The 26,469-nt window shown below is 69.9% G+C and carries 30 protein-coding genes; 10 read left to right on the top strand and 20 right to left on the bottom strand.

Features of this window, described 5'->3' with window-relative positions; translation table 11 throughout:
• Positions 1–221 precede the first annotated feature (221 nt).
• Complete coding sequence (locus ACIBJB_RS19180; RefSeq protein WP_398932025.1) at positions 222–2,087, top strand: NAD-binding protein; 1,866 nt, start codon at positions 222–224, stop codon at positions 2,085–2,087.
• Between the two features lie 155 nt (positions 2,088–2,242).
• Here ACIBJB_RS19180 and ACIBJB_RS19175 read toward each other — a convergent pair whose 3' ends face one another.
• Positions 2,243–4,057 (bottom strand): prolyl oligopeptidase family serine peptidase, encoded by a 1,815-nt coding sequence (locus ACIBJB_RS19175; RefSeq protein ID WP_398931931.1) that lies wholly within the window; start codon positions 4,055–4,057, stop codon positions 2,243–2,245.
• A 151-nt stretch (positions 4,058–4,208) separates the two neighbouring features.
• Here ACIBJB_RS19175 and ACIBJB_RS19170 point away from each other — a divergent pair, with 151 nt between their 5' ends.
• Both ACIBJB_RS19170 and ACIBJB_RS19165 read left to right on the top strand, forming a co-directional pair.
• A complete protein-coding gene (locus tag ACIBJB_RS19170) occupies positions 4,209–4,583 on the top strand; it encodes a nuclear transport factor 2 family protein (protein ID WP_398931929.1) in 375 nt (124 codons plus the stop codon).
• Positions 4,584–4,626: 43 nt separating this feature from the next.
• Complete coding sequence (locus tag ACIBJB_RS19165) at positions 4,627–5,439, top strand: SURF1 family protein (RefSeq protein WP_398931927.1); 813 nt, start codon at positions 4,627–4,629, stop codon at positions 5,437–5,439.
• Between the two features lie 54 nt (positions 5,440–5,493).
• Here the strand turns inward: ACIBJB_RS19165 and ACIBJB_RS19160 are convergent, their stop codons facing one another.
• The 4 genes from ACIBJB_RS19160 to ACIBJB_RS19145 all read right to left on the bottom strand — a co-directional run bounded on the left by ACIBJB_RS19160 (position 5,494) and on the right by ACIBJB_RS19145 (position 9,989).
• On the bottom strand, positions 5,494–6,522 hold the full coding sequence (locus ACIBJB_RS19160; protein WP_398932023.1) for a hypothetical protein: 1,029 nt from the start codon (positions 6,520–6,522) through the stop codon (positions 5,494–5,496).
• A gap of 107 nt (positions 6,523–6,629) precedes the next feature.
• Positions 6,630–7,205: a SigE family RNA polymerase sigma factor gene (locus tag ACIBJB_RS19155; protein WP_057612332.1), complete on the bottom strand. Its 576-nt coding sequence runs from the start codon at positions 7,203–7,205 to the stop codon at positions 6,630–6,632.
• Between the two features lie 457 nt (positions 7,206–7,662).
• A complete protein-coding gene (locus tag ACIBJB_RS19150) occupies positions 7,663–8,715 on the bottom strand; it encodes an aspartate-semialdehyde dehydrogenase (protein WP_398931925.1) in 1,053 nt (350 codons plus the stop codon).
• Positions 8,712–9,989: an aspartate kinase gene (locus tag ACIBJB_RS19145; RefSeq protein WP_266515947.1), complete on the bottom strand. Its 1,278-nt coding sequence runs from the start codon at positions 9,987–9,989 to the stop codon at positions 8,712–8,714. The genes ACIBJB_RS19150 and ACIBJB_RS19145 overlap by 4 nt, the downstream gene beginning before the upstream one ends.
• A 213-nt stretch (positions 9,990–10,202) precedes the next feature.
• On the opposite strand from ACIBJB_RS19145, the gene ACIBJB_RS19140 reads away from it, so the two are divergent.
• Positions 10,203–10,886, top strand: a complete 684-nt coding sequence (locus tag ACIBJB_RS19140) for a response regulator transcription factor (protein WP_398931922.1) — start codon at positions 10,203–10,205, stop codon at positions 10,884–10,886.
• On the top strand, positions 10,883–12,223 hold the full coding sequence (locus ACIBJB_RS19135; protein WP_398931920.1) for a sensor histidine kinase: 1,341 nt from the start codon (positions 10,883–10,885) through the stop codon (positions 12,221–12,223). Before ACIBJB_RS19140 ends, ACIBJB_RS19135 begins: the two co-directional genes overlap by 4 nt.
• Here the strand turns inward: ACIBJB_RS19135 and ACIBJB_RS19130 are convergent.
• Together ACIBJB_RS19130 and ACIBJB_RS19125 are read right to left on the bottom strand one after the other, a co-directional pair.
• Positions 12,189–12,689, bottom strand: a complete 501-nt coding sequence (locus tag ACIBJB_RS19130) for an SgcJ/EcaC family oxidoreductase (RefSeq protein ID WP_398931918.1) — start codon at positions 12,687–12,689, stop codon at positions 12,189–12,191. The genes ACIBJB_RS19135 and ACIBJB_RS19130 overlap by 35 nt on opposite strands.
• Before the next feature lie 111 nt (positions 12,690–12,800).
• On the bottom strand, positions 12,801–12,992 hold the full coding sequence (locus ACIBJB_RS19125; RefSeq protein WP_398931916.1) for a hypothetical protein: 192 nt from the start codon (positions 12,990–12,992) through the stop codon (positions 12,801–12,803).
• 112 nt (positions 12,993–13,104) lie between these two features.
• Between ACIBJB_RS19125 and ACIBJB_RS19120 the strand changes: the two genes are divergently transcribed.
• Complete coding sequence (locus tag ACIBJB_RS19120) at positions 13,105–13,830, top strand: TSUP family transporter (RefSeq protein ID WP_398931913.1); 726 nt, start codon at positions 13,105–13,107, stop codon at positions 13,828–13,830.
• On the opposite strand, the gene ACIBJB_RS19115 is transcribed toward ACIBJB_RS19120, so the two are convergent.
• From ACIBJB_RS19115 to ACIBJB_RS19090, 6 genes are all read right to left on the bottom strand, one after another.
• Positions 13,831–14,379 (bottom strand): Uma2 family endonuclease, encoded by a 549-nt coding sequence (locus ACIBJB_RS19115; protein ID WP_398931910.1) that lies wholly within the window; start codon positions 14,377–14,379, stop codon positions 13,831–13,833.
• A 65-nt stretch (positions 14,380–14,444) separates the two neighbouring features.
• Complete coding sequence (locus ACIBJB_RS19110) at positions 14,445–14,834, bottom strand: hypothetical protein (protein ID WP_398931908.1); 390 nt, start codon at positions 14,832–14,834, stop codon at positions 14,445–14,447.
• The gene (locus tag ACIBJB_RS19105; RefSeq protein WP_398931905.1) at positions 14,831–15,106 is read right to left on the bottom strand and encodes a hypothetical protein; all 276 of its coding nucleotides are present in this window, start codon (positions 15,104–15,106) and stop codon (positions 14,831–14,833) included. Before ACIBJB_RS19105 ends, ACIBJB_RS19110 begins: the two co-directional genes overlap by 4 nt.
• A 56-nt stretch (positions 15,107–15,162) precedes the next feature.
• On the bottom strand, positions 15,163–16,221 hold the full coding sequence (locus ACIBJB_RS19100) for a hypothetical protein (protein ID WP_398932021.1): 1,059 nt from the start codon (positions 16,219–16,221) through the stop codon (positions 15,163–15,165).
• A 292-nt stretch (positions 16,222–16,513) separates the two neighbouring features.
• A complete protein-coding gene (locus ACIBJB_RS19095) occupies positions 16,514–16,696 on the bottom strand; it encodes a DUF397 domain-containing protein (RefSeq protein WP_398931903.1) in 183 nt (60 codons plus the stop codon).
• Positions 16,693–17,508, bottom strand: coding sequence for a helix-turn-helix domain-containing protein (locus ACIBJB_RS19090; protein WP_398931901.1), 816 nt, complete (start codon positions 17,506–17,508; stop codon positions 16,693–16,695). The genes ACIBJB_RS19095 and ACIBJB_RS19090 overlap by 4 nt, the downstream gene beginning before the upstream one ends.
• A 78-nt stretch (positions 17,509–17,586) precedes the next feature.
• Here ACIBJB_RS19090 and ACIBJB_RS19085 point away from each other — a divergent pair, with 78 nt between their 5' ends.
• Positions 17,587–17,997, top strand: coding sequence for a hypothetical protein (locus tag ACIBJB_RS19085; RefSeq protein ID WP_398931899.1), 411 nt, complete (start codon positions 17,587–17,589; stop codon positions 17,995–17,997).
• Positions 17,998–18,363: 366 nt separating this feature from the next.
• Here the strand turns inward: ACIBJB_RS19085 and ACIBJB_RS19080 are convergent, their stop codons facing one another.
• The 3 genes from ACIBJB_RS19080 to ACIBJB_RS19070 all read right to left on the bottom strand — a co-directional run bounded on the left by ACIBJB_RS19080 (position 18,364) and on the right by ACIBJB_RS19070 (position 20,059).
• On the bottom strand, positions 18,364–19,023 hold the full coding sequence (locus ACIBJB_RS19080) for a DUF5063 domain-containing protein (RefSeq protein WP_398931897.1): 660 nt from the start codon (positions 19,021–19,023) through the stop codon (positions 18,364–18,366).
• A complete protein-coding gene (gene recR / locus ACIBJB_RS19075; protein WP_020124031.1) occupies positions 19,016–19,615 on the bottom strand; it encodes a recombination mediator RecR in 600 nt (199 codons plus the stop codon). Before recR ends, ACIBJB_RS19080 begins: the two co-directional genes overlap by 8 nt.
• Positions 19,616–19,714: 99 nt before the next feature.
• Entirely contained in the window at positions 19,715–20,059 is a 345-nt protein-coding gene (locus ACIBJB_RS19070) for a YbaB/EbfC family nucleoid-associated protein (protein ID WP_069764530.1), read from the bottom strand.
• 240 nt (positions 20,060–20,299) lie between these two features.
• Here ACIBJB_RS19070 and ACIBJB_RS19065 point away from each other — a divergent pair, with 240 nt between their 5' ends.
• On the top strand, positions 20,300–21,025 hold the full coding sequence (locus ACIBJB_RS19065) for an SLATT domain-containing protein (RefSeq protein ID WP_326666265.1): 726 nt from the start codon (positions 20,300–20,302) through the stop codon (positions 21,023–21,025).
• 50 nt (positions 21,026–21,075) lie between these two features.
• Here ACIBJB_RS19065 and ACIBJB_RS19060 read toward each other — a convergent pair whose 3' ends face one another.
• From ACIBJB_RS19060 to ACIBJB_RS19045, 4 genes are all read right to left on the bottom strand, one after another.
• Complete coding sequence (locus ACIBJB_RS19060; RefSeq protein WP_398931894.1) at positions 21,076–22,638, bottom strand: substrate-binding domain-containing protein; 1,563 nt, start codon at positions 22,636–22,638, stop codon at positions 21,076–21,078.
• Positions 22,639–22,762: 124 nt separating this feature from the next.
• Complete coding sequence (locus ACIBJB_RS19055; protein WP_398931891.1) at positions 22,763–23,026, bottom strand: hypothetical protein; 264 nt, start codon at positions 23,024–23,026, stop codon at positions 22,763–22,765.
• Positions 23,027–23,075: 49 nt separating this feature from the next.
• On the bottom strand, positions 23,076–23,534 hold the full coding sequence (locus ACIBJB_RS19050) for a MarR family winged helix-turn-helix transcriptional regulator (RefSeq protein ID WP_398931889.1): 459 nt from the start codon (positions 23,532–23,534) through the stop codon (positions 23,076–23,078).
• Positions 23,531–24,139: a type 1 glutamine amidotransferase family protein gene (locus tag ACIBJB_RS19045; protein ID WP_398931887.1), complete on the bottom strand. Its 609-nt coding sequence runs from the start codon at positions 24,137–24,139 to the stop codon at positions 23,531–23,533. The genes ACIBJB_RS19050 and ACIBJB_RS19045 overlap by 4 nt, the downstream gene beginning before the upstream one ends.
• A 165-nt stretch (positions 24,140–24,304) precedes the next feature.
• On the opposite strand from ACIBJB_RS19045, the gene ACIBJB_RS19040 reads away from it, so the two are divergent.
• Together ACIBJB_RS19040 and ACIBJB_RS19035 are read left to right on the top strand one after the other, a co-directional pair.
• Positions 24,305–25,660 (top strand): aspartate aminotransferase family protein, encoded by a 1,356-nt coding sequence (locus tag ACIBJB_RS19040; RefSeq protein ID WP_398931885.1) that lies wholly within the window; start codon positions 24,305–24,307, stop codon positions 25,658–25,660.
• Between the two features lie 91 nt (positions 25,661–25,751).
• Positions 25,752–26,453 carry a GntR family transcriptional regulator gene (locus ACIBJB_RS19035; protein ID WP_326666277.1) on the top strand — a complete coding sequence of 234 codons (702 nt, stop codon included), beginning with the start codon at positions 25,752–25,754 and terminating at the stop codon, positions 26,451–26,453.
• The last annotated feature ends 16 nt before the right edge of the window (positions 26,454–26,469 follow it).

Here is a 26,469-nt window from a genome sequence, read left to right as displayed (position 1 = left end):
GCTGGTGCGTACGGCGGTGCAGGTCCGTTTGTTCAGTGTGCGCGGGGGTTTGGGGAACTCTTGGGGAAGGTCGGCCACCGCGGGGAAGGTGGGCCACCCCTCCCCATGACACCACCCGGGGCCCCGGCCGTGGCACCACCCGTCACGGTGGGGCACTCTTCTCCCTTGTGGGGAGCGTTCCGAACCAGAGTCCAGGGCTGCCGGGCGACGCGGCCGCGCACATGGTGGTGTGCGGGGACGACGGGCTCGCGCACCGGCTGGCGGCCGAGCTCAGAGGGGTCTACGGCGAGCAGGTCACCCTCGTCGTGCCGGCCTCCGAACGGTCCGTGCGGCCACCGGTGGTCGTGCGGGCCCGAGCCGCGTCCGCGCTGCTCGACCGGGTGGTGACGGCGGCCGCCGGCCTGACCGGAAACGGGGGCGGCGGCAACGGCGGTGCCGCCCCGGTCCCCGAACCGCCGGGCGGCGTACGGCTGATGGAGGCCGCCGAACCGAACGAGGCCGCGCTCGCCGAGGCGGGCGTGGAGCGGGCGCACGCGCTCGCGCTCGTGTACGACGACGACGAGACCAACATCCGTGCCGCCCTCACCGCCCGCCGCCTCAACCCCCGGCTGCGGCTCGTGCTGCGGCTCTACAACCGGCGCCTCGGCCAGCACATCGAGGAACTCCTCGACCAGGCCGCCGCGCTGGCCTCCGGCGAGGGGGCGGGCGGTTCGGCCGACGGTTCCGGGTTCGATGCCTCCACGACCGTGCTCTCCGACGCCGACACGGCCGCGCCCGCGCTGGCCGCCACCGCCCTGACCGGCACCAGCAAGGTCCTCCAGACCGGCGGCCTGCTGCTGCGGGCGGTCGAACGGCCGCCGTCCGGGGACGGGACGAGCGCCGACCCGGGTCTTGCCACGCTCGCCCTGCTCTCACCGACCGACACTGCCGGGTCCGGCGGCGACCAGGGGCCGACCCTGCTGCCGGACGCGGCGGCGGTACGGGACGGCGGCGGGCGCGCGACCGTCGTGCTGGAGCAGGTGTCGTACGCCGGGCCCTCCTTGCCCGACGGGCGGGGTGTGATGCCGTGGTTCGCCTCACTGTTCTCGCGGCGGCTGCGGTGGTCGCTGGCGGGGATGGTGGGATGCGTGCTCGCGCTCGCCGTCGCGCTCTGGCTGGTGACCGGGATCCATCCCCTGCGCGCCTTCTATCTGACGCTGCTCGATCTGTTCGCGATCGACGACCCAGCGATCGGGGAGTCCGTCGGGCGGCAGATCCTCCAACTGCTGTCCGGGCTCGCCGGGTTGCTGCTCCTTCCGGTGCTCCTCGCGGCGGTCCTGGAAGCGCTCGGCACCTTCCGCACCGCGTCCTCCCTGCGCAAGCCGCCCCGTGGCCTCGGCGGACATGTCGTGCTGCTCGGGCTCGGCAAGATCGGCACCCGGGTGCTGACGCGGCTGCGGGAGCTGAACATCCCCGTGGTCTGCGTCGAGTCGGACCCCGAAGCCCGCGGACTCGCCACCGCCCGACGGCTTCGGGTGCCGGTGGTGCTGGGTGACGTCACCCAGGAAGGGGTCCTGGAGGCCGCCAAGATCCACCGTGCCCATGCGCTGCTCGCGGTGACCAGCGCGGACACGACGAATCTCGAGGCCGTGCTGTACGCGCGGGCCGTGCGGCCCGATCTGCGGGTGGTGCTGCGGCTGTACGACGACGACTTCGCGACGGCGGTGTACCGGACCCTGCGGGCCGCCCACCCCCGGGCCTCCACACGGAGCCGGAGTGTCTCCCATCTGGCGGCTCCCGCCTTCGCCGGGGCGATGATGGGACGGCAGATCCTGGGGGCGTTCCCGGTCGAGCGGCGGGTGCTGCTGTTCGCGGCGGTGGATGTGGGCGGGCATCCCCAGCTGGAGGGGCGGACGGTCGGCGAGGCGTTCCGGGCGGGGTCCTGGCGGGTGCTGGCGCGGGAGGAGTCCGGGGACGCTCCAGGACTGGCGTGGGACCTGCCGGACACGTATGTGCTGCAGGCCTCGGACCGGGTGGTGCTGGCGGCGACTCGGCGGGGGCTGGCGGAGTTGCTGGGGCGCAGGGGACGGGAGCGGGCGGGGTCATAGCCGTTCGTTGCGGGCTGCGGGCCGGTGGGGGCTGGTCGCGCAGTTCCCCGCGCCCCCGGGTCGGTACAGTTCGGCCGACTTCGAGTGCACCCACTCAGGGGCGCGGGGAACTGCGCGACCAGCCACAACGAACCCGCAGTCGAAAGTCCGCCCCGCTACCCCAAATGCCTCGCCGCGAAGTCCAGTTCCAGCCTCACCTGCTTGATCCGTTCGTCCACCACCAGCGACCCGTGACCCGCGTCGTACCGGTACACCTCGTGCACCGCCCCCCTCGACTCCAGCCGCTTCACATAGTTGTCGACCTGACGGATCGGGCACCGTGGGTCGTTGACGCCCGCCGAGATGTACACCGGAGCCTTGACCTGGTCCACGTACGTCAAAGGAGACGACGCCTCGAAGCGCTCCGGCACCTCCTCCGGCGTACCGCCCAGCAGCGTACGGTCCATCGCCTTCAGCGCTTCCATCTCGTCGTGGAACGCCGTGACATAGTCCGCGACCGGCACCGCCGCGATTCCCAGCGCCCACGCCTCCGGCTGGGTGCCCAGGCCGAGGAGCGTGAGGTAGCCGCCCCAGGAACCCCCGGTGAGGATCAGCCGCTCGGGGTCGGCGAGGCCGGAGCCGATCGCCCACTCCCTGACCGCCGCGATGTCCTCCAGCTCGATCAGACCGACCCGGTGCTTGAGCGCGTCAGTCCACTCACGTCCGTACCCCGTGGAGCCGCGGTAGTTGACCCGGACGACCGCGTACCCGTGGTCCACCCACGCCGCCGGGCCCGCCGCGAACGAGTCGCTGTCGTGCCAGGTCGGACCGCCGTGGATGTCGAAGACCGTCGGCAGCGGCCCCGTCGCGCCGGCGGGCTTCTGGACCAGGGCGTGGATCCGACCACCCGGGCCGTCCACCCACACGTCCTCCACCGGCACCGAACCGGGTGACTTCAGACCCGGCGGGTCCAGAACCACCTCACCCGTCGTCGAGCGCACCGCCGAGGGCTCGGCGGCCGAGGACCACAGGTACTCCACGCTGCCGTCGGGGCGGGCCGTCGCCCCGGAGACCGAGCCGGGCGGGGTCGGGACCTTCTCGAGCTTGCCGCTCGCCAGGTCGTACCGGAAGAGCTCGCTGCGCGCCTCGAAACTGTGCGCGATGAGCAGGCCCGTGCCGTCCGGATACCACTCGGCGCCCACGTCACCGGGCAGGTCCAGGTCGAGGTCGGTCTCCTCACAGGTGGCCACGTCCCACACCAGCGGCTCCCAGCGGCCGCGCCGCTGATGGCCGATGAGCAGCCGGGTGTCACCGTCGACCGGGGCGAAGCCCAGGACCTCCAGGCCCAGTTCCTCGGTGCCGCCCTTGGTGTCGTCGAGCTCGGCGACCGCCGTGCCGTCGGAGCGCAGCACGCGCAGCGCCGAGTGCATCGCGTCGCCGTGCTCGGTGTGCTCGACCGCGATCAGCGAGCCGTCGTGGGAGAGGTCGCCGACGCCCGCCGACTCGCGGTGCCGGTAGATCTCCACCGGGTCCTCGCCGGTGCGCACGAGGTGGATGGAGGTGCCCTCGTCGTCGGTCGAACAGCCCACGACCGCCGTACGACCGTCCCGGCCCAGGGCCAGGCCGGCCGGGTAGGACGCCTCGAGACCGGGCGCGGCGAGCTCGTCCGCGCCGCCCTCGAAGGGCTGGCGGCGCCAGACGCCGAACTCGTCGCCGTCCTTGTCGTCGAACCACCAGATCCAGGCGCCGTCCGGGGAGAGCACGCCGTCCGTGGTGCCGTTCGGCCGGTCCGTCACCTGGCGCTGTTCGCCCGTCGCTCTGTCCCAGGCGTACAGCTCGTACGTCCCCGTGGCGTTGGAGACGAACAAGGAGCGGTCGGGGGCGTCCTCCGCCCAGTCGGGCAGGGAGACCCGGGGCGCCCGGAAGCGCTTCTCCCAGTCCGGCATGTCGTTCTTCCGCTCGGCCGCGGCGGACCCGTTGCTCTCAGTCATGGCCCCATACTGCCTGCCTTCACAGACAATGCGCAGACGAGGTCCCCAGCCTGTGGAAAACTTCTACCAGCCGCTTACCCGAACCCCTTCCGACCAGGTCGAAAAGGCCGCTCCGGGCCCGTTGTCAGTGGCGGGGTGCAGACTCGTCCCCATGACCGATCTGCGCAAGACCGTCGAGAGTTTCTGGACCTCCCTCGAGGCCCGCGACTGGACCGCGTTCGCGGACACCCTGGCCGAGGACATCGTCTACACCCTGCCGCAGACCCGCGAGCGCATCAGCGGACGGGAGCGGTTCGGCGAGTTCAACCGTGAGTACCCGGGCGACTGGCATCTGCGGGTCGAGCGGATCGTCGCCGAGCCGGATCAGGTCGTCACCTGGGTCCACTTCGCGTCGGGTCTTGAGGAGATGTACGGCATCACGTTCTTCACCGGGGACGAGAGCGGCCGTATATCCGTCATCACCGACTTCTGGCCGGAGCCGTACGAGCCCCCGGCGGGCCGGGACCACCTCACCGAGCGGTACTGACCCCGCGCCCCGGCGCCCCGGGGCGGCCCCGTACCGTGGGAGTGTGTACCGGTTTCTGCTGACGCCCCGCTGGTTCGGCATCAACGTCTTCGTGCTGCTCGCCATCCCGTTCTGCATCTTCATGGGGTCGTGGCAGCTGAGCCGGTTCGAGGACCGGATGACGGCGAGCCGGGACGCCGAGCAGCAGGTCAGCACGGACGAGCGGGAGGCCGCGCGACCGCTGGCCGAGCTGCTGCCGGTGAACAAGGTGACCTCCGGCAAGCAGGCCACCGCGACCGGGCGCTACGACAAGCAGCTCCTCGTCCCCGACCGGCAACTGGACGACCGCGACGGCTACTACGTCCTGACGCTGCTGCGCACGGACAGCGGCAAGGCCCTCCCCGTGGTCCGGGGCTGGCTGCCGGGCACCCCCGATCCGGCCAAGGCCCCGGCCGCGCCGAAGGGCGAGGTCACCGTCACCGGTGCGCTGCAGGCGTCGGAGACCCCCGGCGACAACGGCGTCAGCGCCCAGGGCGGTCTTCCGGCCGGGCAGACCGCGGCGATCAGCGCGGCCTCGCTGATCAACCTCGTGCCGTACGGCGTGTACGACGCGTGGGTCACCCTCAACACCGGTGACTCCGGGATGAAGGCCGTACCGGCGACCGCGCCCGCCGACAGCGGGCTGGACCTCAAGGCCTTCCAGAACCTCGGCTACACCGGTGAGTGGTTCGTCTTCGCCGGCTTCGTGGTCTTCATGTGGTTCCGCCTGCTGCGCCGCGAGGTGGAGTTCATCCGGGACGCGGAACTGGGGATCGTCCCGGACGACGAACAGCAGGAGCGGGACCGGGAGCAGCCCCAGGAGAAGGCGAGCGCGTGAACCCGGCGTCCCCCGACGCCCGTTCACCCACCTCGTCGAAGCCCGTTCAGACCGTCACGACGACGTGAGCAGGCCCGTCCAGTACACGACGCCCGCGCACGCGTTGGACACCGTCGTCGACACCGACGGTCCGCCGCCCTCCGCCGTGTTGGTGACCAGGACGCTTCCGTCGGCCGTGCCGTCCTCCGTGAGGAGCTGGGTGGAGGTGCCGGTGTCGCCGCCGGTGGAGGAGCCCTCGCTGGTGGAGGTGTCCGGGGAGGTCGAGGGGTCGGGGCTGGGGTCGGTCGAGGGTTCCGTGGTGGGGCACGTCTCGGACGGCACCCAGGCGAACTTCACGTCGTAGGAGGAACCCGGCTGCAGCAGCAGCTGGGAGACCTCCTGGGACGGGTCGGGCAGTCCGGCCGACGCCACGTCGCCGGAGATGTGCCGCGCGGTGCCGATCTTGCTCGCGTCGGCGGCGCCCTGAGCGGTCGGGGTCACGATGCCGGGACCGTTGACGGTACAGGCGGCGGTGGAGCCGTTGGTGATGTGGAACGTGCCGTAGACCGTCCCGGCGGCGTCGGGCACCGCGGTGCTCGCCGTCGGTGTGCCGAGCTGCGCGGCCGTACAGACCGGGGCGCTCGCGGCGGTCGTGGCGGAGGGGTCGGTGCCGCTGCTCGCTCCGGTGCTGGCGCCCGCGGACTTGCCCTTGTCGGTGTCCTTGGACTCGCCCTTGCCCTTGTCCTCGGTCCTGCCCGCGGAACCGCCGGAGGTGGACTCGCCGCCCTCCTCCTGCTTGCCCTGGCCGGCGCCGCCCTGACTCTCGGAGGCGTGCCCGGCGTTGGAGGTGTTGGCACTGGTGCCGGTGGAGGAGACGTGCACGACGGCGGGGATCGCGGTGCCGATGAAGAGGGCGGCGGCCGCCATCCCGACGACGGCCTGTCGCTTGCGCGCCCGCCGGGCGGGTACCGCCTTGCGCAGATGGTCCAGGGTGCCGTCACGCGGCTCCATCTCCTGGACCGCCTGCTGCAGCATCCGTCGCAGTGCCAGCTCGTCCGAGTCGAACTCCCCCGTGGAGATCGGATCGTCGAGGCCGTGGTTCACAGTTCCGTTCCCAGCGTGCGATTGCTTGTGCTCTTGCTGCGCCGCCCAGGTCGGCTCGTGCCGGCCGTCCCGCGTCGGCTCATTGCGCCGCTCCTCACGATCCGTGCTCACACCGGCTCCTCCATCGCGATCCGGAGAGCGGCGATCCCGCGGGAGCCGTACGCCTTGACGGAGCCCAGGGAGATGCCGAGGGTGTCGGCGACCTGGGCCTCGGTCATGTCCGCGAAGTAGCGCAGGACCAGGACCTCGCGCTGGCGGCGCTGCAGGCCCTTCATCGCCTTGATGAGCGAGTCCCGCTCGAGCTGGTCGTACGCCCCCTCCTCGGCGCTCGCCATGTCGGGCATCGGCTTGGACAGCAGCTTGAGTCCGAGGATGCGCCGGCGCAGGGCCGAGCGGGAGAGGTTGACGACCGTCTGCCGCAGGTACGCGAGGGTCTTCTCCGGGTCGCGGACGCGTTTGCGTGCCGAGTGGACGCGGATGAAGGCCTCCTGGACGACGTCCTCGCAGGAGGCGGTGTCGTCGAGCAGGAGAGCGGCGAGACCCAGCAGCGAGCGGTAGTGCGCCCGGTAGGTCTCGGTGAGGTGGTCGACGGTGGTACCGGCTGCCGCCGCTTCCTCGGCGCCGTCACGCTGACTGGGTATGCGGGCGGGCCGCGCTGCGGGCATGGGCGCGATCACCGGCATGCCACCGGGCGCCCCGGGCCTGCGGGGCCGGAGGACAGCCGCGCCGCTCGGCGCGGCAGGGAAGTCGAGTACCTGAGCCACGACAGTTGGACACGCTCACCCCGGTGAGGGTTGTACGCGACCGTCCATCTTCTCTCAGGCAGCACAACTGACCGTGCGTCGAACGCGCTCATGCCCTACCCGCTCTTCCCCTGTGTCCTGAATGGCCGAGGCGTCCCCACGCCTCGCATGCATCCCCGCGCCCCCTGAAAGGGCGTTCGCAAAGACGCTCCCCGCCCTTCGCACGGTTGCGGAGAACGGGGAGGAAAATCTTCGGACGCCAAGGCGCCGGGATCAAGTGGTACGGACCATTAGTCGCACCACATGTCGCCCACAGATCCTACAAAGCGTTCCGGCCATGGCCAGGACTTTTACCGTAGGCAGACCTGCGTACGACAGATCCGCCACCGGACGAAGGTCACACCGGCTCGGCCGCCACGAGCTCCGCGATCTGCGCGGTGTTGAGCGCGGCACCCTTGCGCAGATTGTCTCCGCACACGAAGAGCTCGAGCGCGGTGGGGTCGTCGAGCGCCCGCCGCACCCGCCCCACCCAGGTGGGATCGGTGCCGACGACATCGGCGGGCGTGGGGAACTCGCCGGCCGCCGGATCGTCGAAGAGGACGACCCCGGGGGCGGTCGCGAGGATCTCGCGCGCCTTGCGGACGGTGACCTCGCCCTCGAAGCGGGCGTGGACGGTGAGGGAGTGCACGGTGACCACCGGGACCCGCACACAGGTCACGGCGACCGGCAGCGCGGGCAGGCCAAGGATCTTGCGGGACTCGTCCCGCACCTTCATCTCCTCCGAGGACCAGCCGTCCTCGCGCAGCGAACCGGCCCACGGTACGACGTTGAGGGCGACCGGCTCCGGGAACGGCCCGGTGTGGTCGCCGACGGCCCGCCGTACGTCACCGGGGTGCGTCCCGAGTTCGGTGCCCGCGACCATGGACAGCTGCCGCCTCAGGGTCTCGACACCCGCCCGGCCCGCACCGCTCACCGCCTGGTACGAGGACACCACCAGCTCCCGCAGCCCGAACTCGGCGTGCAGCGCGCCCACGGCGACGATCATGGACAGGGTCGTGCAGTTGGGGTTGGAGATGATCCCGCGCGGCCGCATCCGGGCCGTGTGCCCGTTGACCTCGGGCACGACGAGGGGCACGTCCGGGTCCATCCGGAAGGCGCCGGAGTTGTCCACGACGACGGCACCGCGGGCGGCGGCGACCGGCGCCCACTGCGCGGCCACTTCGTCGGGTACGTCGAACATGGCGACGTCGACCCCGTCGAAGGCCTCCTCCGACAGGGCCACCACCTCGACCTGCTCCCCGCGCACGGCCAGCTTGCGGCCGGCCGAGCGCGGGGAGGCGATCAGTCGGATCTCGCCCCAGATGTCCGCGTGCTGGGACAGGATCTGGAGCATGACCGTGCCGACGGCTCCGGTCGCGCCCACGACCGCGAGCGTCGGCCTGGCGGTCATCGCCCGGTGCCCCCGTAGACCACGGCCTCGTCGCTGTCGGAGTCCAGCCCGAAGGCGCTGTGCACGGCACGGACCGCCTCGGGCACGTCGTCGGCGCGGGTGACGACCGAGATGCGGATCTCGGAGGTCGAGATCAGCTCGATGTTCACGCCGGCGTCGGACAGGGCGGTGAAGAAGTCGGCCGTGACACCCGGGTTGGTCTTCATGCCCGCGCCCACGAGCGAGATCTTGCCGATCTGGTCGTCGTAGCGCAGCGAGTCGAAGCCGATGCCGGCCTTGTTCTTCTCCAGGGCGTCGATGGCCTTGCGGCCCTCGGCCTTGGGGAGCGTGAAGGAGATGTCCGTCAGCCCGGTGGAGGCGGCGGAGACGTTCTGCACGATCATGTCGATGTTGATCTCGGCGTCCGAGATCGTGCGGAAGATCACGGCGGCCTCGCCCGGCTTGTCGGGCACGCCGACGACCGTGACCTTGGCCTCGGAGGTGTCGTGCGCGACACCGGAGATGATGGCCTGCTCCACCTTCTTGTCCCCTTGCTCGATCGGCTCACTGCTGACCCACGTGCCCTGCAGTCCGCTGAAGGACGACCGCACGTGGATCGGGATGTTGTAGCGACGGGCGTACTCCACACAGCGGTGGAGCAGCACCTTCGAGCCGGAGGCGGCGAGCTCCAGCATGTCCTCGAAGGAGATCCAGTCGATCTTCTTCGCCTTCTTCACCACGCGCGGGTCGGCGGTGAACACGCCGTCGACGTCGGTGTAGATCTCGCACACCTCGGCGTCGAGCGCCGCGGCGAGCGCGACGGCCGTGGTGTCGGAGCCACCGCGACCCAGCGTGGTGATGTCCTTCTTGTCCTGGCTGACGCCCTGGAAGCCGGCGACGATGGCGATGTTGCCCTCGTCCAGGGCGGTGCGGATCCGGCCCGGCGTGACGTCGATGATCCGGGCTTTGTTGTGGACCGAGTCGGTGATGACGCCTGCCTGGCTGCCGGTGAAGGACTGGGCCTCGTGGCCCAGGTTTTTGATCGCCATGGCCAGCAGCGCCATGGAGATCCGCTCTCCGGCGGTCAGCAGCATGTCGAACTCACGCCCGGCAGGCATCGGAGATACCTGCTCGGCGAGATCGATCAGCTCGTCCGTCGTGTCGCCCATCGCGGAAACGACGACGACCACCTGGTGGCCGTTCTTCTTCGCTTCGACGATTCGCTTGGCGACGCGCTTGATGCCCTCGGCATCGGCTACGGAGGAGCCTCCGTACTTCTGCACGACAAGGCCCACGTGCGCTCCTCGCTCAGTCCGTGTGTGTCGGCTCAGTTTAACGAGCGCCCGATTTTCACCTCTGCGGTATCGCATCGTGAGATATCGCGAGGTTCGGACGCCCAGGTCAGCGCATGCCCATCCGGGGACCTCGGGAAAAGTGCACCGCGTCACACGACGATGTGGGACCCATGTGACAGACGTGAATTAAATTTCAAGCATTAGGGTGCGACTGTGCGCGTACTCCTGGTGGAAGACGATGAACCGGTCGCCCAGTCCCTGAGACGTGGCCTGATCCGGTACGGGTTCGAGGTCGAGTGGGTCTCCACCGGCGGTGCCGCGCTGAGCCACGAGGGCCCCTACGACGTCGTACTCCTCGATCTCGGTCTGCCCGACACCGACGGCCTCGACGTGTGCAAGGCACTGCGCGAGCGCGGTGACGTGCCGATCATCGTGATCAGCGCGCGCAGCGACGAGACGGACCGGGTGGTCGGCCTGGAGCTCGGCGCCGACGACTACGTGTCCAAGCCGTTCGGGGTCCGTGAGGTCATCGCGCGGATACGGGCCGTGATGCGGCGCGCCCAGCCCCGTACCGAAGCCGCCGCCGGCCCCGACACCTACGGCTCCCGACTCACCATCGACCGCAAGGCCGCCCGGGTCCGCCTCGACGGCGAGGAGGTGTCCCTGGCGCCCAAGGAGTACGGCCTGCTGTCCTTCCTCACCGAGGAGCCGGGTGCGCTGATGTCGCGCGAGCAGATCATGGAGGCGGTCTGGGACGCGAACTGGTTCGGACCGACCAAGACGCTGGACGTGCATGTGGCGGCGCTGCGGCGCAAGCTCGCCGGAGCGGTCGTCATCGAGGCGGTCCGGGGAGTGGGCTTCCGGCTGGAGATCGCCGAGGACGACGGGGTCTCATGAACCGGCAGCTCATCCGGAGCTACATCCTGCTGGTCGCGGTGGCCATCTTCCTGTTCACCGTCCCGGTCGCCTTCACACTCACCAAGCAGCTGCGGGACGACACCAGGCAGTCGGTCCTGCGCGAGGCGAACACCATGGCGCTGCTGCTGAGCAACGGCACCAGTACCTCGTGCGAGGCCCTGACCGAGGTGGCCACGGCGTACGGCGACGTCCAGGCGACGCCCACCGCGAACTGCGACCCCGAGCTGCCGGTTCCCGCCGCGGACGCGGCGCTGAAGCGGGCCGTGGAGAAGAAGGAGTCGACGACCGACTGGGGTTCCGACGTCGTCTGGGGCAGACATCTGACGGTCACCGTCCCCGCGGACGACGACGCCGCCGTACGGATCGTCTACTCGACCTCGGACATGACCAGGCGGCTGTGGCAGATCTGGGGCTTCCGGGCCGCTCTCGCCGTGCTGGTACTGGCCGCGGCCGCCGCGATCGGGGCGTACGCCGCCCGCCGTATCACCGCCCCCCTGCGCGAACTCAACGCGATGGCGAGCAAGTTCAGCGACGGCGACCTGACCGCGCGGTCCCCGGTGACGGGCCCGCCGGAGACGCAGACGCTCGCCCGCACCCTGAACCAGGGCGCGGAACGCCTGGACACGCTGGTCGCCTCGCAGCGGATCTTCGTGGCCGACGCGTCCCATCAACTGCGCACGCCCCTGACCGCGTTGCGGCTGTCGCTGGACAACATCGCGGACGGCGTGGACGACGAGTTCATACGGGAGGACGTGGAGCAGGCGACGGCGGAAGTGGTCCGTATGAGCCGCCTGGTCAACGGCCTTCTCGTGCTGGCCCGTGCGGAGGCGAAGGTGACGGCCGCGGAGCCGTTGCCGCTCAGGGAGATCGTGGACGAACGGCTGACGGTGTGGAGGCCGGCCGCCGACGAGCGCGGAGTCACCATCGCGCTCAGGGGGAGTGTTGTCGACGACCGGCCGTCTGTGCTGGCCAGCCCCGGTCATCTCGACCAGGTGCTGGACAACGTGCTCTCGAACGCCCTGGAGGTCTCGCCGGACGGCGGGCGGATCACCGTCGAGGTCGAGTCCCGGGCGGACACGGTGGTGCTGTCGGTGCTCGACGAGGGACCCGGCATGTCCGACGCCGACAAGTCCCGCGCCTTCGACCGCTTCTGGCGCGGTCAGGGCCTGACCGGACGCTCCGGCTCGGGGCTCGGCCTCGCCGTCGTCAAACAGCTGGTGACCGACGACGGCGGAACCGTGGCGCTGGCGGACGCGCCGGGGGGCGGACTGAAGGTGGAGATCAGCCTTCGGGCATCGCCGAGGAGTGGTGGTTGACGATCTTCCACTGGCCGCCCCGCTTCTCGTACTCGTACGTGTAGCGGGCCTCGACGACGCGCTTGGCACCGCTCTTCGGGTCGGTGAGCGTGAACTCGTAGACCCCGGTGTCGATCGCGGAGTTGCCGTCGAGGACGTTGATGATCGTCTGGACCTTCTTGCCGACCGGCTTGTTCTTCAGGAAGTGCTCGAAGTAGTCGACGATCTCCGCGTGGTTGGTTCTGACCTTGTTGGAGACGGTGGGCAGGAGAACCGCGTCCTTGGCGTACAGGCCGGCCACCTTGTCGGGATCGCCGGTCCGCAGGGCCGCGTTCCAGGTGGTGAACAGGCCCGCGATCTCCTTCTTGGTGGGCTTCTTCGCGGCGTCCGTCCCGGCGGTGGCGACGACGGTACCGACGGTGCCCACGGCGACGATCGCGGTCGCGGTGACGATGGCTGCGCGCTTGGTTATGGAACGACGGGTCATCGCTGTCTCCAGTGCGGTGAGAGGCTGTGCTGTGAAGTGACTCCAGCCTCTCTTTGCGCTGGTTAGAGCCTGTGCAGCCCAGATACAGGGCAGAGACAGGAAACGTCCAATTCACGCACGGTGCCCACTCGGTCGCTGTCCGCGCAGCAGGCTGACCCCGGCGCCGAGCGACACCAGGCCCATTCCGACGGCGGTCATGACTCCCTGAGCCCCGTCCACGACGAACGGCGCGGCCGCGGCGACGACCAGGTTGAACAGGAAGAGGAACCAGAGGACGGGGGTGGAGGAGAGCAGGGTCTTCATGGCGGTTTTCCTTCGGTACGGAGTGGTTGACCTGGTGGGATCAACGATCCCGTTTCGCGGGGGCCGTCACGAGGGGGTGCTCTCCCGAACCGGAGGTGTAGTGCGGTACACCATGCCTGTGACAGGTGACGTGCTGCTGACGGCCATCGTGCTGCTGGGTTCCTCCGTGCAGTGGCTCACCGGAATGGGCTTCGCGCTGGTCTCCGTACCGGCACTGGTCCTGCTCCTCGGCCCGGCGGAAGGCGTACTCCTCGCCAACTGCGCGGCCGGGGTGATCTGTCTGATCGGCCTGGCCGGCGGATGGCGCCTGGTACGCCCCCGCGCGATGCTCCCCTTCTGCCTGGCAGCGGCCTGCACGGTCCCGGCGGGCACCTGGATGACCCGCCAACTCCCCGAGTCCTGGCTGTTGTTGGTCATGGGCGGACTGGTGACGATGGCGGTACTGCTCGTCCTGCGGGGCGCGAGGGCGGCCGCTCTACGCGGCACCCGAGGGGCGCTGTTCGCGGGTGCGGCGGGCGGGTTCATGAACTCCGCGGCGGGGGTGGGCGGCCCGCCGTTCTCGCTCTACGCCGTCAACGCGGGCTGGACGGTACGGGAGTTCGTCCCGAACGCGATGTTCTACGGCGTGATCGTGAACGCGTTCTCGGTGGCGTCGAACGGGGTGCCGGGGCTGAGCGGGACGCAGTGGGTTCTGGTGATCGCGGCGATGGGCACGGGCGGCCTGATCGGCAGGGGGCTCGCGACCCGGATCCCGGAGAGAGGGGCCCGCCTGCTGGTGCTGTCACTGGCCCTGCTGGGCGGGGTCACGGCCGTGGGGAAGGGACTGTGGGGCCTGTGATCAGTCCGCGAACTCCTTGAGGGGCTCGGTGTCGAGGGTGATGTTCACGGGCTCGGGAAGCTTGACGGTCGCCCCGAAGGGCAGCTTCTCCCCGTGGCGATAGCGGCCGTCCTCCGGCTGGTTGAAGACGATGACCGATCTGTCGTCGCGGTCGATGAGGAGGTGGACGGGGATACCGGCCGCGGCGTAGGCGTCGGGCTTCTCCAAGCGGGTGTACCGATCCGTTTCCGAATCGCCCGCGGTGACCTCGACTGCCATCAGCACCCCCACGGGGTCGCTCCACTCGCCGTGCCCAACGAAATGCCTCGCCGGGGCGAGCACACAGTCGGGGCGCATCCGGCCCGTACCGTCGGCTTCGGTGCACAGGCCTCGGTGCGCGTACAGCCAGGGGCCTTGCGCTCGCCCCGCCCACAGCCGCTGTAGCCAGGCGATGATCTCGCTCTTGTTCCCGTCCGGTCCGGGCTTCACGGCCAGCCGCCCACCGATGAACTCCAACCACACTGTCTCCGGCGCCCGGCGAGCGAGCTCCTCGAAGTCCTCGACCGGCATCTGAGGGCGGCGGCGCCCTCCCGGAGGGTGGGAATTCAGGAGGGCCGCCGCCGTATCTGTTCCTCTCACGGCCGCTCGACGCGAATACGTTTTCGGCTGACGCACTCGGTCAGGACGCGGATGTCGACGAGGTCGTCGGTGAGGATGGGGGCGTCGCTGTAGGCGATGGACGCGAGGACGACGCTGGCATCGATGACGTCGGAGGACTTGTTCTTCTGGCAGAGAACGGCGGCCGCCTTCGCCAGTGCTTGGGTGAATGGCAGCACCTCGCAGCCGTGCAGCAGGCGATGGAGCGCCGCCGCCTTCGGACGAGCGTCCCAGCCCTGCGCGAGAACACCCGCCGGGACGAGGGGAAGCTTTCCCCTCCCGATCATGTCGTAGTGGCGGTTCAGGAACGCCGGTTCATTCTTGGCGGCTGCGATCAGCGCGCCCGTGTCATAGATGATGTGGCTCATGCGCTGCGGCGCTTCTCAGACGTTTCACCGAAGAGGTCGTCGACCCACGCACTGGCTTCTGCGCGTTCCTCAGGCGTCGGCCAGCCGTGCTCATCGAAGTGCTCCTCCATGGCCCGCATCCCTTCACGCAGGATGCGACGCTTGTCGAGGTACTGGTCCAGTGCCCGGCTGACCACCACCGAGATCTGCTCGTCCTCGGCTGCGGCGCACTGCCGCAGCGCCTCGCCGAGCTCGGCATCGAGACTCACGCTGAACTTCACCTTCTCCGCCATATTACGAATGTAATCCACGGGCCGTACGCCCGCACACGTCACCGTCGCCACGACCGTCACCAGTTCCAGCGCCTCGGCGGGAGCCCGTTCGCGATCCGGTCACGGTTGTCCCGGTAGTGGTAAAAGACGCGGTCCTCGATGGGCACGGGGCGGAACGTGTCGGGCACGGGGCCGCCCGTCTTGCGCTCCAGCTTCCGCTTGAGGAAATACGCCGACGAAGTACCCAGGTGGGCGATCTCCTCGAAGCCCTTCGCAATGTCCTCGTCGGTCATCGGGTCCTCGGCATGCTCCTTGCGGCAGTCCTCGCAGATACCTCGGTCGATCTTCACCATGCGCTCGTCCTGGTCGCAGGTGGCGCAGGCCATGATCGCGCGGGTGACACGCCCACGAAGGGGGCGGTTCGGGGTGGTGTCGGTGTCGCTCTTGTGCGGGGGCATCTTGTCCTCCAGTCGCTTGCGGGCGAATCCGCCCGGGTTGGTGACGGTGGGCGGGAGCCCGTCGGTCAGGGCTCGGGTGATGTCGTTCGGCGTCGCGCCACGGGACAGCCAGTCCGCGGCGAGGGATTCGAGGGATCGGCAGTCGCTCTCGGAGAGCGGCATACGAGGGTCAGCGGCACGGAGTCCCGCGAGGGTGAGGTAAGCGATGCTGGGCTCCTCGGGCTCCGGCGCGGGCTCGGGAGCGGCCTCCGGCGACTCCGCTTCGACGGCCGGCGGCGCCTCGTCGTCGATCCGGGCCAGGCCCGGCTGAAGGAGTGCCGTGACGTCCTTGCCCTTGCGCTCACGCACGAACTCCGCCCACCACTCCGGTGACCTGGGCGTGCGCGACCAGTACGTCCGCGTCACCCACCGCATCGAGTTGTCCTCGACGGTGATGTGCTCCTTGATCCAGCGGAGGTGACCGGCCCCGATGAGGCGGTTGAGCGAACTGCGCATCGCCTGCTGGCCGTAGCGGGGGTGTTCCTCCGCGAGGACCTTGTGCGCCATCGAGTGGCCGTTGTCGAGGTGGTCGATGAATACGGCGACCTCGGCGTCCTGCAGGCTCAGATGTGCGAAGTCCGGGTCGGCGTGCGGGTCTTCGTCACCCGCGGAGCGCTTGCCGTAACCCGTTTTGGCCATCGGGTGCGACGGGGACGGCAGGGCAGTACTAGGCTGGGCGTAAGCCACGATCGAGTCCTGTTCGATCTGTAGGTCAGGCCCCGGAGCCGGTGTTGGCGCACCGACCGGGGCCGAACTATTTGGTCGTTTGCCGCGAACCTAGAGCGGCTTTACGTTCCGATGCAAGCCGATCACGGAACGTCACTCTTTCGAGGTACGACGCCTCAACTCACCTTCAGATTTGGTTGGTTGGGTTGGATTTCAACCAAACCAAGAACCCAAAAACCCATGGGAAGAGCTCGGAGCCCGGGGCTCAAGCTCCGGGGCGAACTGCGGAAATGAAAGCCGTCCAGGCAGAAGCGGTGACGTGGAGTTCGGGTCCCGAAGAAGCCTTGGAGTCGCGGACATGGATGTCTACAGAGAGCGCCACCTCGACACAATCGCCACCTTCGTCATCGCTGTAGCTCGACTTGAACCACGTCAACTGGTCACTCATGTCTGATCCACCATCCGCTCGACGAAACGGGTCGACTCAGCGGGACTGAGAGCCTCCGCGCGGATCATGCTAAGCCGCTCGTTCGCGCGGCTGACAATGTCCGGATCAGCCGACAGTTGGCTCCCCAACTGGCCCTCTGCGTAGACGAACCGCTCGTGGTCACGGGTTTCCAGCAGCACCATGGGACCCAACAGAGCTGCGGGGACAGCCTGTTCGAAGGGGAGCACCTGGATCATGACGTTCCGCAGGTGGGACACCTCCAGCAGGCGGCGCAGCTGTTCCGCATCCACAAGGGGACTGCTCAACGCGGCCTCGTAAATGACGAAGCTCAGTGCCACCGGCGGCTTCCGCTCGGTGAGGATGGCCTGGCGCTCCATGCGGCCCGTGATCCGCTCCTCCACCGTCTCCTCGTCCAGAGGCGGGTAGCGGTTCTCGATCAGCGTCCGGGTATACCTCTTCGTCTGGAGCAGTCCAGGGATGTACGTGGCGTCGTACGACCAGCGGCTGATCGCTTCCTTCTCCCGCTCCACAAAGTCCTTGGCCCGCTCCGGAAACTTCTCCCGGTTCAGGAACTCCTTCCCCGCACTCAGCATCCCCTCCGCGTCGCACAGCTCGTCGGCCACATCGAGCACACGCGCCGTCGGCATCCGTACGCCCTGCTCCATGGCCGCGATCGTGTCCGGGGAGTAGTTGGAGGCGGCGGCCAGCTCGTCCCGGCTCACGCCGGCCTTCGTGCGCCAGCGCTTGATCTGGTTGCCGCTGTAACGCCAAGCGACCGGAGCATCGGACTTGCTGCTGTTCTGGCCTGGCACTCCGCCCACCCCCGACTGGTACACCCCATCGTGTAAGACCCGCGTCACTACCGAGCGTAGCCCCGTGAACGTCACTGTGTGACCATGACGAACGCAATCGACCCACTTGAGTGGGTCCCCGCCTCGGGCCACCAACTCCGTCTGGCAGGCGTCCACTTCGACGCCGTACGGATCGAAGGCGTACGAGGGGAACTGGCCGCCGCACAGCTCATCGAGGCCGCTGACGGGGACGCGGGGCCCGTGGTGTGCGAGGTGACCGGGTTCCGGTGGATGTACTTCCTGCTGGCACCCGGCGAGGTACGCAGGCACAGCTGGCCACTTGGCGTGCAGCGGTTCGGCGAGCGAGGCTCACGCACCGCCACGTACGTCGGCATCCCGGCACTGGACGGGAACACGTGGCCGTTGCGGTGGTACAGCGAGCCGACGGTCACGGCGCCGTTCGTGGAGACGGGGAGCCTGCGGGCCGTGCTGGAGGCGTTGGGGCTTTAGGTCAGGGCTCCTGTGAACGTGCAACGGACAGATTGTCGCGGACGAGCTTTTGTCGTCGGGTGGTCCTCGCCCAGCACCCGGAGACAGTCGCCTCGTCCCACCACCGGGCGCCCCCTTCATCCCCGTACGGGCATCCCCGTATACGCGTCGTGGGGCGCAGCGTACTCGCCGCACCCCACGCCGTATGCCCCAATCCGCGATCCCGTCGCCGGTCAGGCCGCACCGGCCTTCCGGTCCCCGTACTCAATGGTCACAGTGATCCTGGCGCCGAGCGCCGACGCGTAGGTACGCATCGTCTCCAGGTTGTGGATCTCCACGCTCGATCTGGGAAACCCGGGCCTGGGAGATTCCCACCCCGGACCGGAGCTACTTCGGGGACTGCAGACCCAGTGGACCCGCGATCTCCTCCACCATCACCTTGCCCGCCTCGAACTCCAGGGTCTCGTCGCCGATCGACTGGTCGGTGTCGAGGCCGTCCAGTTCCTCCAGGGGCTGGTTGAGGCGGACGTGGGCCACGATCGACTGGAGGGCGCGCAGGGTCGCGGACGCCGTGGAGCCCCAGTTGGAGAAGTACGAGAACTGCCACCACCACAGCGCCTCCGAGGTGCGGCCCGCGCGGTAGTGGGCCATGCCGTGGCGCAGGTCGGTGATGACGTCGGTCAGGTCGTCGGAGATCCGGGCCGGGACCGGGGCCTTACGGGGCTCGTAGGGGTCGAAGACCTCGGAGTAGACGTCGATCGGCTCCAGCAGCCGGGCCAGGTTCTCGCGGAGTTCGTCCACGTCGGCGTCCGGGCCCGTGTCGGGCTCGTAGCGCTCGTCGGGGACGATGTCCTCGTGGGCGCCCAGGCGGCCGCCTGCCAGCAGGAGCTGGGAGACCTCCAGGAGGAGGAAGGGGACGGCCGAGTCGGGTTCGTCGCCCTTCGCCACCTCCATGACGGCCACCAGGAAGCTCTCGACCTGGTCGGCGATCTGGACCGCGAAGTCGTCGGGGTCCTGGGCAGTCGCGTGCAGTGTGGCGTCAGACATCTAGGAGTCGTCTCCCCTCGAAGGCGCGGCCGAGGGTCACCTCGTCCGCGTATTCCAGGTCGCCACCCACCGGGAGGCCGCTGGCCAGGCGGGTGACCTTGAGGCCCATGGGCTTGATCATGCGGGCGAGGTACGTCGCTGTGGCCTCGCCCTCCAGGTTCGGGTCGGTGGCCAGGATGAGCTCCGTGACCGTCCCGTCGGCCAACCGCGCGAGAAGTTCTCGTATCCGCAGGTCGTCCGGACCGACACCCTCGATCGGGCTGATCGCGCCGCCCAGGACGTGGTACTTGCCACGGAACTCACGGGTGCGCTCGATGGCGACCACGTCCTTCGGCTCCTCCACCACACAGATGACGGAGAGGTCGCGGCGGGTGTCGCGGCAGATGTTGCACAGCTCTTCCTGGGCGACGTTGCCGCAGGTCGCGCAGAAGCGGACCTTCGCCTTGACCTCCATCAGGCACTGCGCGAGGCGCCGTACGTCCGTCGGCTCCGCCTGGAGGATGTGGAAGGCGATCCGCTGGGCGCTCTTGGGACCGACGCCGGGGAGCCGCCCCAGTTCGTCGATGAGGTCCTGAACAACGCCTTCGTACAACGGACTGCCGTCCTTCCTGGGGTTCCTTGCAGTACGTACGCTAGTTGGCCGATGCCCGCCAAAGAAAGACGGGCACTGTGTGAAAAGACAGGCCCCTGTCTAGAAAGGCAGCCCGGGGATACCGCTGCCGCCGCCGAGGCCCTGGGCGAGCGGGCCGAGCTTCTGCTGCTGGAGGGTCTGGGCGTTCTCGTTGGCCGCCTGGACCGCCGCCACGATCAGGTCGGCGAGGGTCTCGGTGTCTTCCGGGTCCACCGCCTTCGGGTCGATCTTCAGCGCGCGCAGTTCTCCGGCGCCGGTGACGGTGGCCTTCACCAGACCGCCTCCCGCCTGGCCGTCGACCTCGGTCCTGCCGAGTTCCTCCTGCGCGTTCGCCAGGTCCTGCTGCATCTTCTGGGCCTGCTGGAGCAGCTGCTGCATGTTGGGCTGGCCACCACCGGGGATCACGATCAGCTCCTGTGCTTTCCGCCTTGGTCTTCCGTCTGTGACGAGCCTACGTGTTCCAGGTGGCCGTCGCCCCAGCACTCTTTCGAGTGAGTCGGCGTAGAGGCCTATACCTGATCAAGGCCCTCTTCCGAGCGGAAAAGACACCAAAGAACCCCCTTCGCCACCCATTGGGCGGTAGGAAGGGTCCGGCACATCAGCATCAGGCGTCACGCAGGGTGACCGATCAGTAGGGAGCGCCGGGTGGGTCAGCCGGAGATGCAGCCCGAGGGCCTGCCCCAGGACGGGCGGGCCGATCTGGCCGGGCGGACGTTTCCGCTCGGGGACTGGGGCGAGCCCGCCGTGCGGCTGGACGAGCTGTACCGGTGGGTGGAGCACGGGGCGCTGGAGACGGCGGCCTGGTATCTCGCGGACCGGGTGTGGAAGCGACGGGGCGCGCGGGCCCTGCGGGGCGGGGCCGCGGCGGGGGCGGTGACCGGGGCCGTGCTGCCGTTGCTGGATCTGACGGGGGTGGCGGAAGCCGGGGTCGCGGCCTGGGGCTATCTCGGACTGCTGCTCGCGGTGGCCTGCGTGGCCGTGGACCGGTACTTCGGGGTGACCTCCGGCTGGATAAGGGACGTGGCCACCGCGCAGGCCGTCCAGCGCCGTCTCCTGGCGTTGCAGTTCGACTGGGCCTCGGAGAGTGTGCGGGAGGTGCTCGGGCCGACGGAGGGCACGGCGGCGGAGGCGACCGAGCGCTGTCTGGGGGTTCTGCGCCGCTTCTCGGAGGACGTGACGGAGCTGATCCGCGTCGAGACGGCCGACTGGATCGTGGAGTTCCGGAACGGGTCGACTCCGATGGGGATCCAGGGGGCGGTGACGTCCGGGGGACGGCAGGACCCCGGTGCCGCCCAGGGCCGGTTTCCGCTGCCCCCGGGTCCGCCCGCCCGCCCCAACATGCCCCGGCAGCGGCCGCCCGAGCCCCGGTGACCCTCGCCCGGTCGCGCAGGCTCAGGTAACCCTCGCCCGGTCCCGCAGGCTCAGTCGCACAGCCCCGCCGCCCGCCCGCACGGCAGATGTCCCTGTTCGCGGATCACGTCCTGGCTCGTGCCCTCGTCGAGGTAGGCGAGGAAGCCGGCGGTGAGGGAGCCGGGGGCCGGGGAGCGGTAGGTGTAGGCGTACTCGACGCCGCGGTAGGGGTACTGGCCGAGATGGTCGGCCGAGGCCGCCTCGCCGTCCAGCGGCACCCGGCGTACGCCCTGGTGGCCGGTGGCCAGGGTGAGTTCGCTGTAGCCGAGGGCACCGGGCTGGGCGGCGACCTTGTCCAGCACGTCCTTCGTCGAGGCGAGTTCGCAGCGCGTGACGGGGGCGCGGGCGGCGGCGGCCACCGCCTTGTCCGTCAGCGGGTCGCAGTCCAGGGACGTCGTGGGAGTCATCTCCCAGGCGCCCGCCAGCACCTGTTCCTGGAAGATCTGCCGGGTCCCCGAGTACGCGTCCCGGCTGACCAGGACGACGGGCAGGTCGGGCAGGCGCGGGAGACCGGCGGGGCGGGAGGCGTTCAGGTCGCTCCAGCGCCTGACCTCGCCCCGGTAGAGGCGCTCCACCTCGGCCCGGGTCAGGCCGCGGGAGCCGAGGTCGATGCCGTCGTTGACGACGAGGGTGAAGACCGAGAGAGCGATCTTCTCGCCGTGCAGGCCCAGCCGGTCGCCCATCGGGCCGTCCGAGAAGGCGATCACGGACCGCGCGTCCTTCGCGGACCGGGTGCCGGTCGCGGCGAGCGCGGACACCCCGGCCTCGCTGCCGCGCGCCTCGACGGTGATGTCGGCGCCCTCGCAGTCCTTCTCGTACTCCTTCGCGAGGGTCTCGACGACCGGGGCGAAGGCGGTGGAGCCGGTCACCGTCAGCGTGCCCTTCTCGCAGCCGAGCGGGGGCGGGGTGTCGTCACGGGCGACGACGATCGTGGCGAGGACGAGGACGGAGAGGGTGAGCAGCCCGGTGAAGATCCGCGCCGCCGGGCTGAGGACGGGCGGGATCTCGTCGGGGGTGGCGCTGCGGTTGGGGTGCACCTCGCCGTCCCGGATGCCGCCGATCATCCGGATCGGACGGCCCACGTCACCGCCGGACAGCAGCACGAGCAGCTTGTAGTGCTCGCCGCGGTTGAGCGGGACTCGGGGGATGCGCAGCCGGTTGTCCTCGTAGCCGAAGCCCCGGTCGGGGGTGAAGTGGTCCATGAGGTGGTCGGTGTCGATCGGCTGGGTGACCGAGACCCCGCGGACCGTGCGGTCGCTGAACACCGCGGTGAGGCCGTGCCGTTCGGGGCCCGTGTAGTCGTCGCGGTCGATGCCCTGCGAGCCGTCGTTCTCTATGCGGAGGAGGACGAGGGTGGCGTCCGACATGTCCGGTGCCTCGTCGAAGAGGCCGAGTCTCACGTTGGCCCGCCCGCGCCGTACGTCGTCGCCGATCGGGTTGTCCATCTGAACGCGGTAGCCGATGCGCTTGCGGCGCGGCACCCGGCGCTCGTACCAGACCATGATCCCGGACGCGACGATGCCGAGGAAGGCGGTACCCACCGCCACGACGTTCTCCGCGCTCAACCACTCCACTGTGGGTGCCCCCGCAACTCCCGCAGTTCGCTCGTACGATCACCGTACGGCCGTACGAGCGGGCCCGGTGGGCCGGTGGGACGAAGTTCGTCGGACGTTCAACCGGCGTACGCGGGAGGGGATTTCAGGGCGATACGGGAGCCGAGGGAGCCGTCGGCGCCACCCGGGGGCCGTCGCCCACGACGGCGTAGACCGTGCCGCCGGCGCCCACGGCGACCACCAGCGCGACGGCGACGAGGGCGGCCGTGACGGAGCGACTGCGATACCCCGCGTCCCCCTCCGGCTCCGGCTCCGGCGCGTACGGGATCAGGTACGTGCCGGGCGAGTGGCGTTCCCGCGAATCGTGATGTTCAGGGTCGGCAGAGGCGTGTTCCTCGGGCATCTCCATCGCAGGCCCTCCCCCGATACCGCACACCTGCCCGACAGAAGACCAGTGTCTACGTCCGTCCGTCCCCCGTCGAGATCTCGTCGAGTACCTTGGACAGCCGCTCCAAAACCCCTACGGCTTCCGCGAGTTCGGACTCCCCGAAGGCCTCCGCGAGCCGGTCGGCGAAGGCCGCGTGGCCCGGGCCGATCCGCTCCACCGCGGCCAGCCCCTCCTCCGTCGGCGCGAGGAGCTTGGCGCGCCGGTGGGCGGGGTTGGGCCGGTACTCGGCCAGCCCCCGCTCCACCAGCAGATCGGCGATCCGCTGGACGCTCTGCCGGGTGATGCCCATCTCCCGGGCGATCCCGGCGACCGGCAGCGGCCGGCCGAGCACCGCGCCGAGCACCTGCCACCAGGCGGCGGTGAGCCCGGCCGGCCCGGCCAACTCCTCGGCGACGGTGAGGAACTGGCCGTTGAGCCGGAACACCCCGAGCGCGCTGCGGCTGAGCAGATCCTGCCGTTCCCGGCTCACCCGGACGCCTGCGCCTTCTCCAGCACGGCGTACGCCTCGGCGTCGGAGTCGTGGAACAGCCGGTACCAGGCGTCCAGCACCTCGCCGTCGTACACCCCGAGCAACCGGAAGATCTCCCGGGCGAACGCCACGGGCTCGGTGGGCCCGGCGGTGATCAGCCCGCGGTCGGTCACGGCGTCCGCGTCGACGTACCGCTCGCCGCCGCCGTACCCCGTGGCCGCCAGATAGAAGGACACGGCACTGGTGTGCTCCCGGTCGTCCAGCAGCCCCTCGCGCGCGAGACCCGCGGTGGCCCCGCAGATCGCGGCGACGGGAACCCCGGCGTCGAGGAACTCCCGCGCCTTGCGGGCGAAGGGGGCCAGATCGTCGCCCGCCTCCCAGAGATCGGCGCCCGGCAGGATCAGCAGGGAGCTGTCGGACGGCCGTACGTCGTCCAGGGCGCACACGGGCTGCACCCGCAGGCCCCCGATGGAACTCACCGGCTCGCGCGAGGGCCCGACCGTCCGGATCTCGTACCCCGCGCGGGCGAGGTAGGCCGTGGCGTACCCCGTCTCCCAGTCGGCGTAGGTGTCGTAGACGGCGAGATGCACGGGCTTGCGGCTCATGGCTGCCTCCTCAGGCCCTGGGGTCTGCCTCTAGATGACAACATGCTGTCATTTCGACAGCAAGCTGTCAATGAGGCAGCCCTGGACAACCTGTCGTGGAAAGCCGCCGTCCACAGACAGGACGCCCATACCGCTGCCGCATCGCGGACATTTACCCTCACTCGCATGACCCCTCAGTCACACGCCGAGGTCGGCGCCGCCGTGAAGGCCGCGGACCGTGCTCATGTGTTCCACTCCTGGTCCGCACAGGAGCTCATCGACCCGCTCGCCGTCGCCGGTGCGGAGGGGTCGTACTTCTGGGACTACGACGGGAACCGCTATCTCGACTTCACCAGCGGGCTCGTCTACACCAACATCGGCTACCAGCATCCGAAGGTCGTCGCCGCGATACAGGAGCAGGCCGCACACCTGACGACGTTCGCGCCCGCCTTCGCGATCGAGGCGCGGTCGGAGGCGGCCCGGCTGATCGCCAAGCGGACGCCCGGGGACCTGGACAAGATCTTCTTCACCAACGGCGGTGCCGACGCCGTCGAGCACGCCGTCCGGATGGCGCGGCTGCACACCGGGCGGGCCAAGGTGCTGTCCGCCTACCGGTCGTACCACGGTGGCACCCAGCAGGCCGTCAACCTCACCGGTGATCCGCGGCGCTGGGCCTCCGACAGCGCCTCCGCCGGGGTCGTGCACTTCTGGGCGCCCTTCCTGTACCGGTCCCGCTTCTACGCCGAGACGGAGGAGCAGGAGACCGCGCGGGCGCTGGAGCACCTGGAGACGACCATCGCCTTCGAGGGTCCGGCCACCGTCGCCGCGATCATCCTGGAGACCATCCCCGGCACCGCGGGGATCATGGTCCCGCCGCCCGGCTACCTCGCCGGTGTCCGCGAGATCTGCGACAAGTACGGGATCGTCTTCGTCCTGGACGAGGTCATGGCCGGCTTCGGGCGCACCGGTGAGTGGTTCGCCGCCGACCTGTCCGGCGTCACCCCCGACCTGATGACCTTCGCCAAGGGCGTCAACAGCGGTTACGTGCCGCTCGGCGGGGTCGCCATCTCGCAGGAGATCGCCGACACCTTCGGCAAGCGGCCCTACCCCGGCGGCCTCACCTACTCCGGGCACCCCCTCGCCTGCGCCGCCGCCGTCGCGACGATCAACGTCATGGCGGAGGAGGGCGTCGTCGACAACGCCAAGCACCTCGGTACGGCCGTCCTGGAGCCCGCGCTGCGGGAGCTCGCCGCGCGGCACCCGAGCGTCGGCGAGGTGCGCGGTGTCGGCATGTTCTGGGCGCTGGAGCTCGTGAAGAACAGGGAGACCCGCGAGCCGCTCGTGCCGTACAACGCGGCGGGTGAGGCGAACGCCCCGATGGCCGCGTTCGGGGCCGCCGCGAGGAAGCAGGGCCTCTGGCCCTTCGTCAACATGAACCGGACGCATGTGGTGCCGCCGTGCAACGTCAGCGAGGCGGAGCTGAAGGAGGGGCTGGCCGCGCTGGACAGCGCGCTCTCCGTGGCGGACGAGTACACGGAGTAAGCACTCCCGGCGTTCGAACGCGTAAGGTGGCGTGCTCGTAGACATAGGTACGAGCACGCCATCTGCACCTGCGCGAGGGAGGCGCCCGACGATGCCCGGCAGCAGCAGCAACGGTGCCGTCACCCGCAGTACGCTGCGGCAGCAGATCGCGGACGCGCTGCGGGACGAGGTACTGGCCGGGCGGCTCCAGCCCGGTCAGGAGTTCACCGTGAAGGAGATCGCCGAGCAGTACGGCGTCTCCGCCACCCCGGTGCGCGAGGCCCTCGTCGACCTGTCGGCGCAGGGGCTCCTGGAGGCCGACCAGCACCGCGGCTTCCATGTGCACGAGTACTCCCTCGACGACTTCCGCGGCATGATCGAGGCCCGCAGCCTGGTCACGGACGGCATGTTCCAGGCGCTCGACGCCGGCCACCGCATCTTCCAGGAGCTCGACGAGCCCCGCACCGCCGCGGCCGTGGCGGGCGTACGGCGGCGCGGCGAGGAGGCCCAGCGGGCCGCCGTCGCGGGCGACCTGACCGTACTGATCGGCTACGACCTGCGCTTCTGGCGCGAGCTGAGCGTCCTGTTCGGCAACCCCTACCTCGCCGACTTCCTGCACCGGCTGCGCGTCCAGACCTGGGTGTGCACGGTCCAGCACCTGCGCCGGCTCACCGATCTGCGCGGCAGCCTGTGGTCCGGGCACCCCGAGGTCGCCGACGCCCTGTACCGGCGGGACACCGCGACCGCCCGCAAGCTCCTCACCGCCTACAACGGCCACTATCTGACCCTCATCGAGGGCCTTACCGCCGACTGAGCGCGCCCGGCACGGG

The organism is Streptomyces sp. NPDC050759 (assembly GCF_044456945.1).
Lineage (GTDB): Bacteria > Actinomycetota > Actinomycetes > Streptomycetales > Streptomycetaceae > Streptomyces.
The sequence above is the reverse complement of the archived record's forward strand: the minus strand, read 5'-3'. Positions and strand labels throughout refer to the sequence as shown.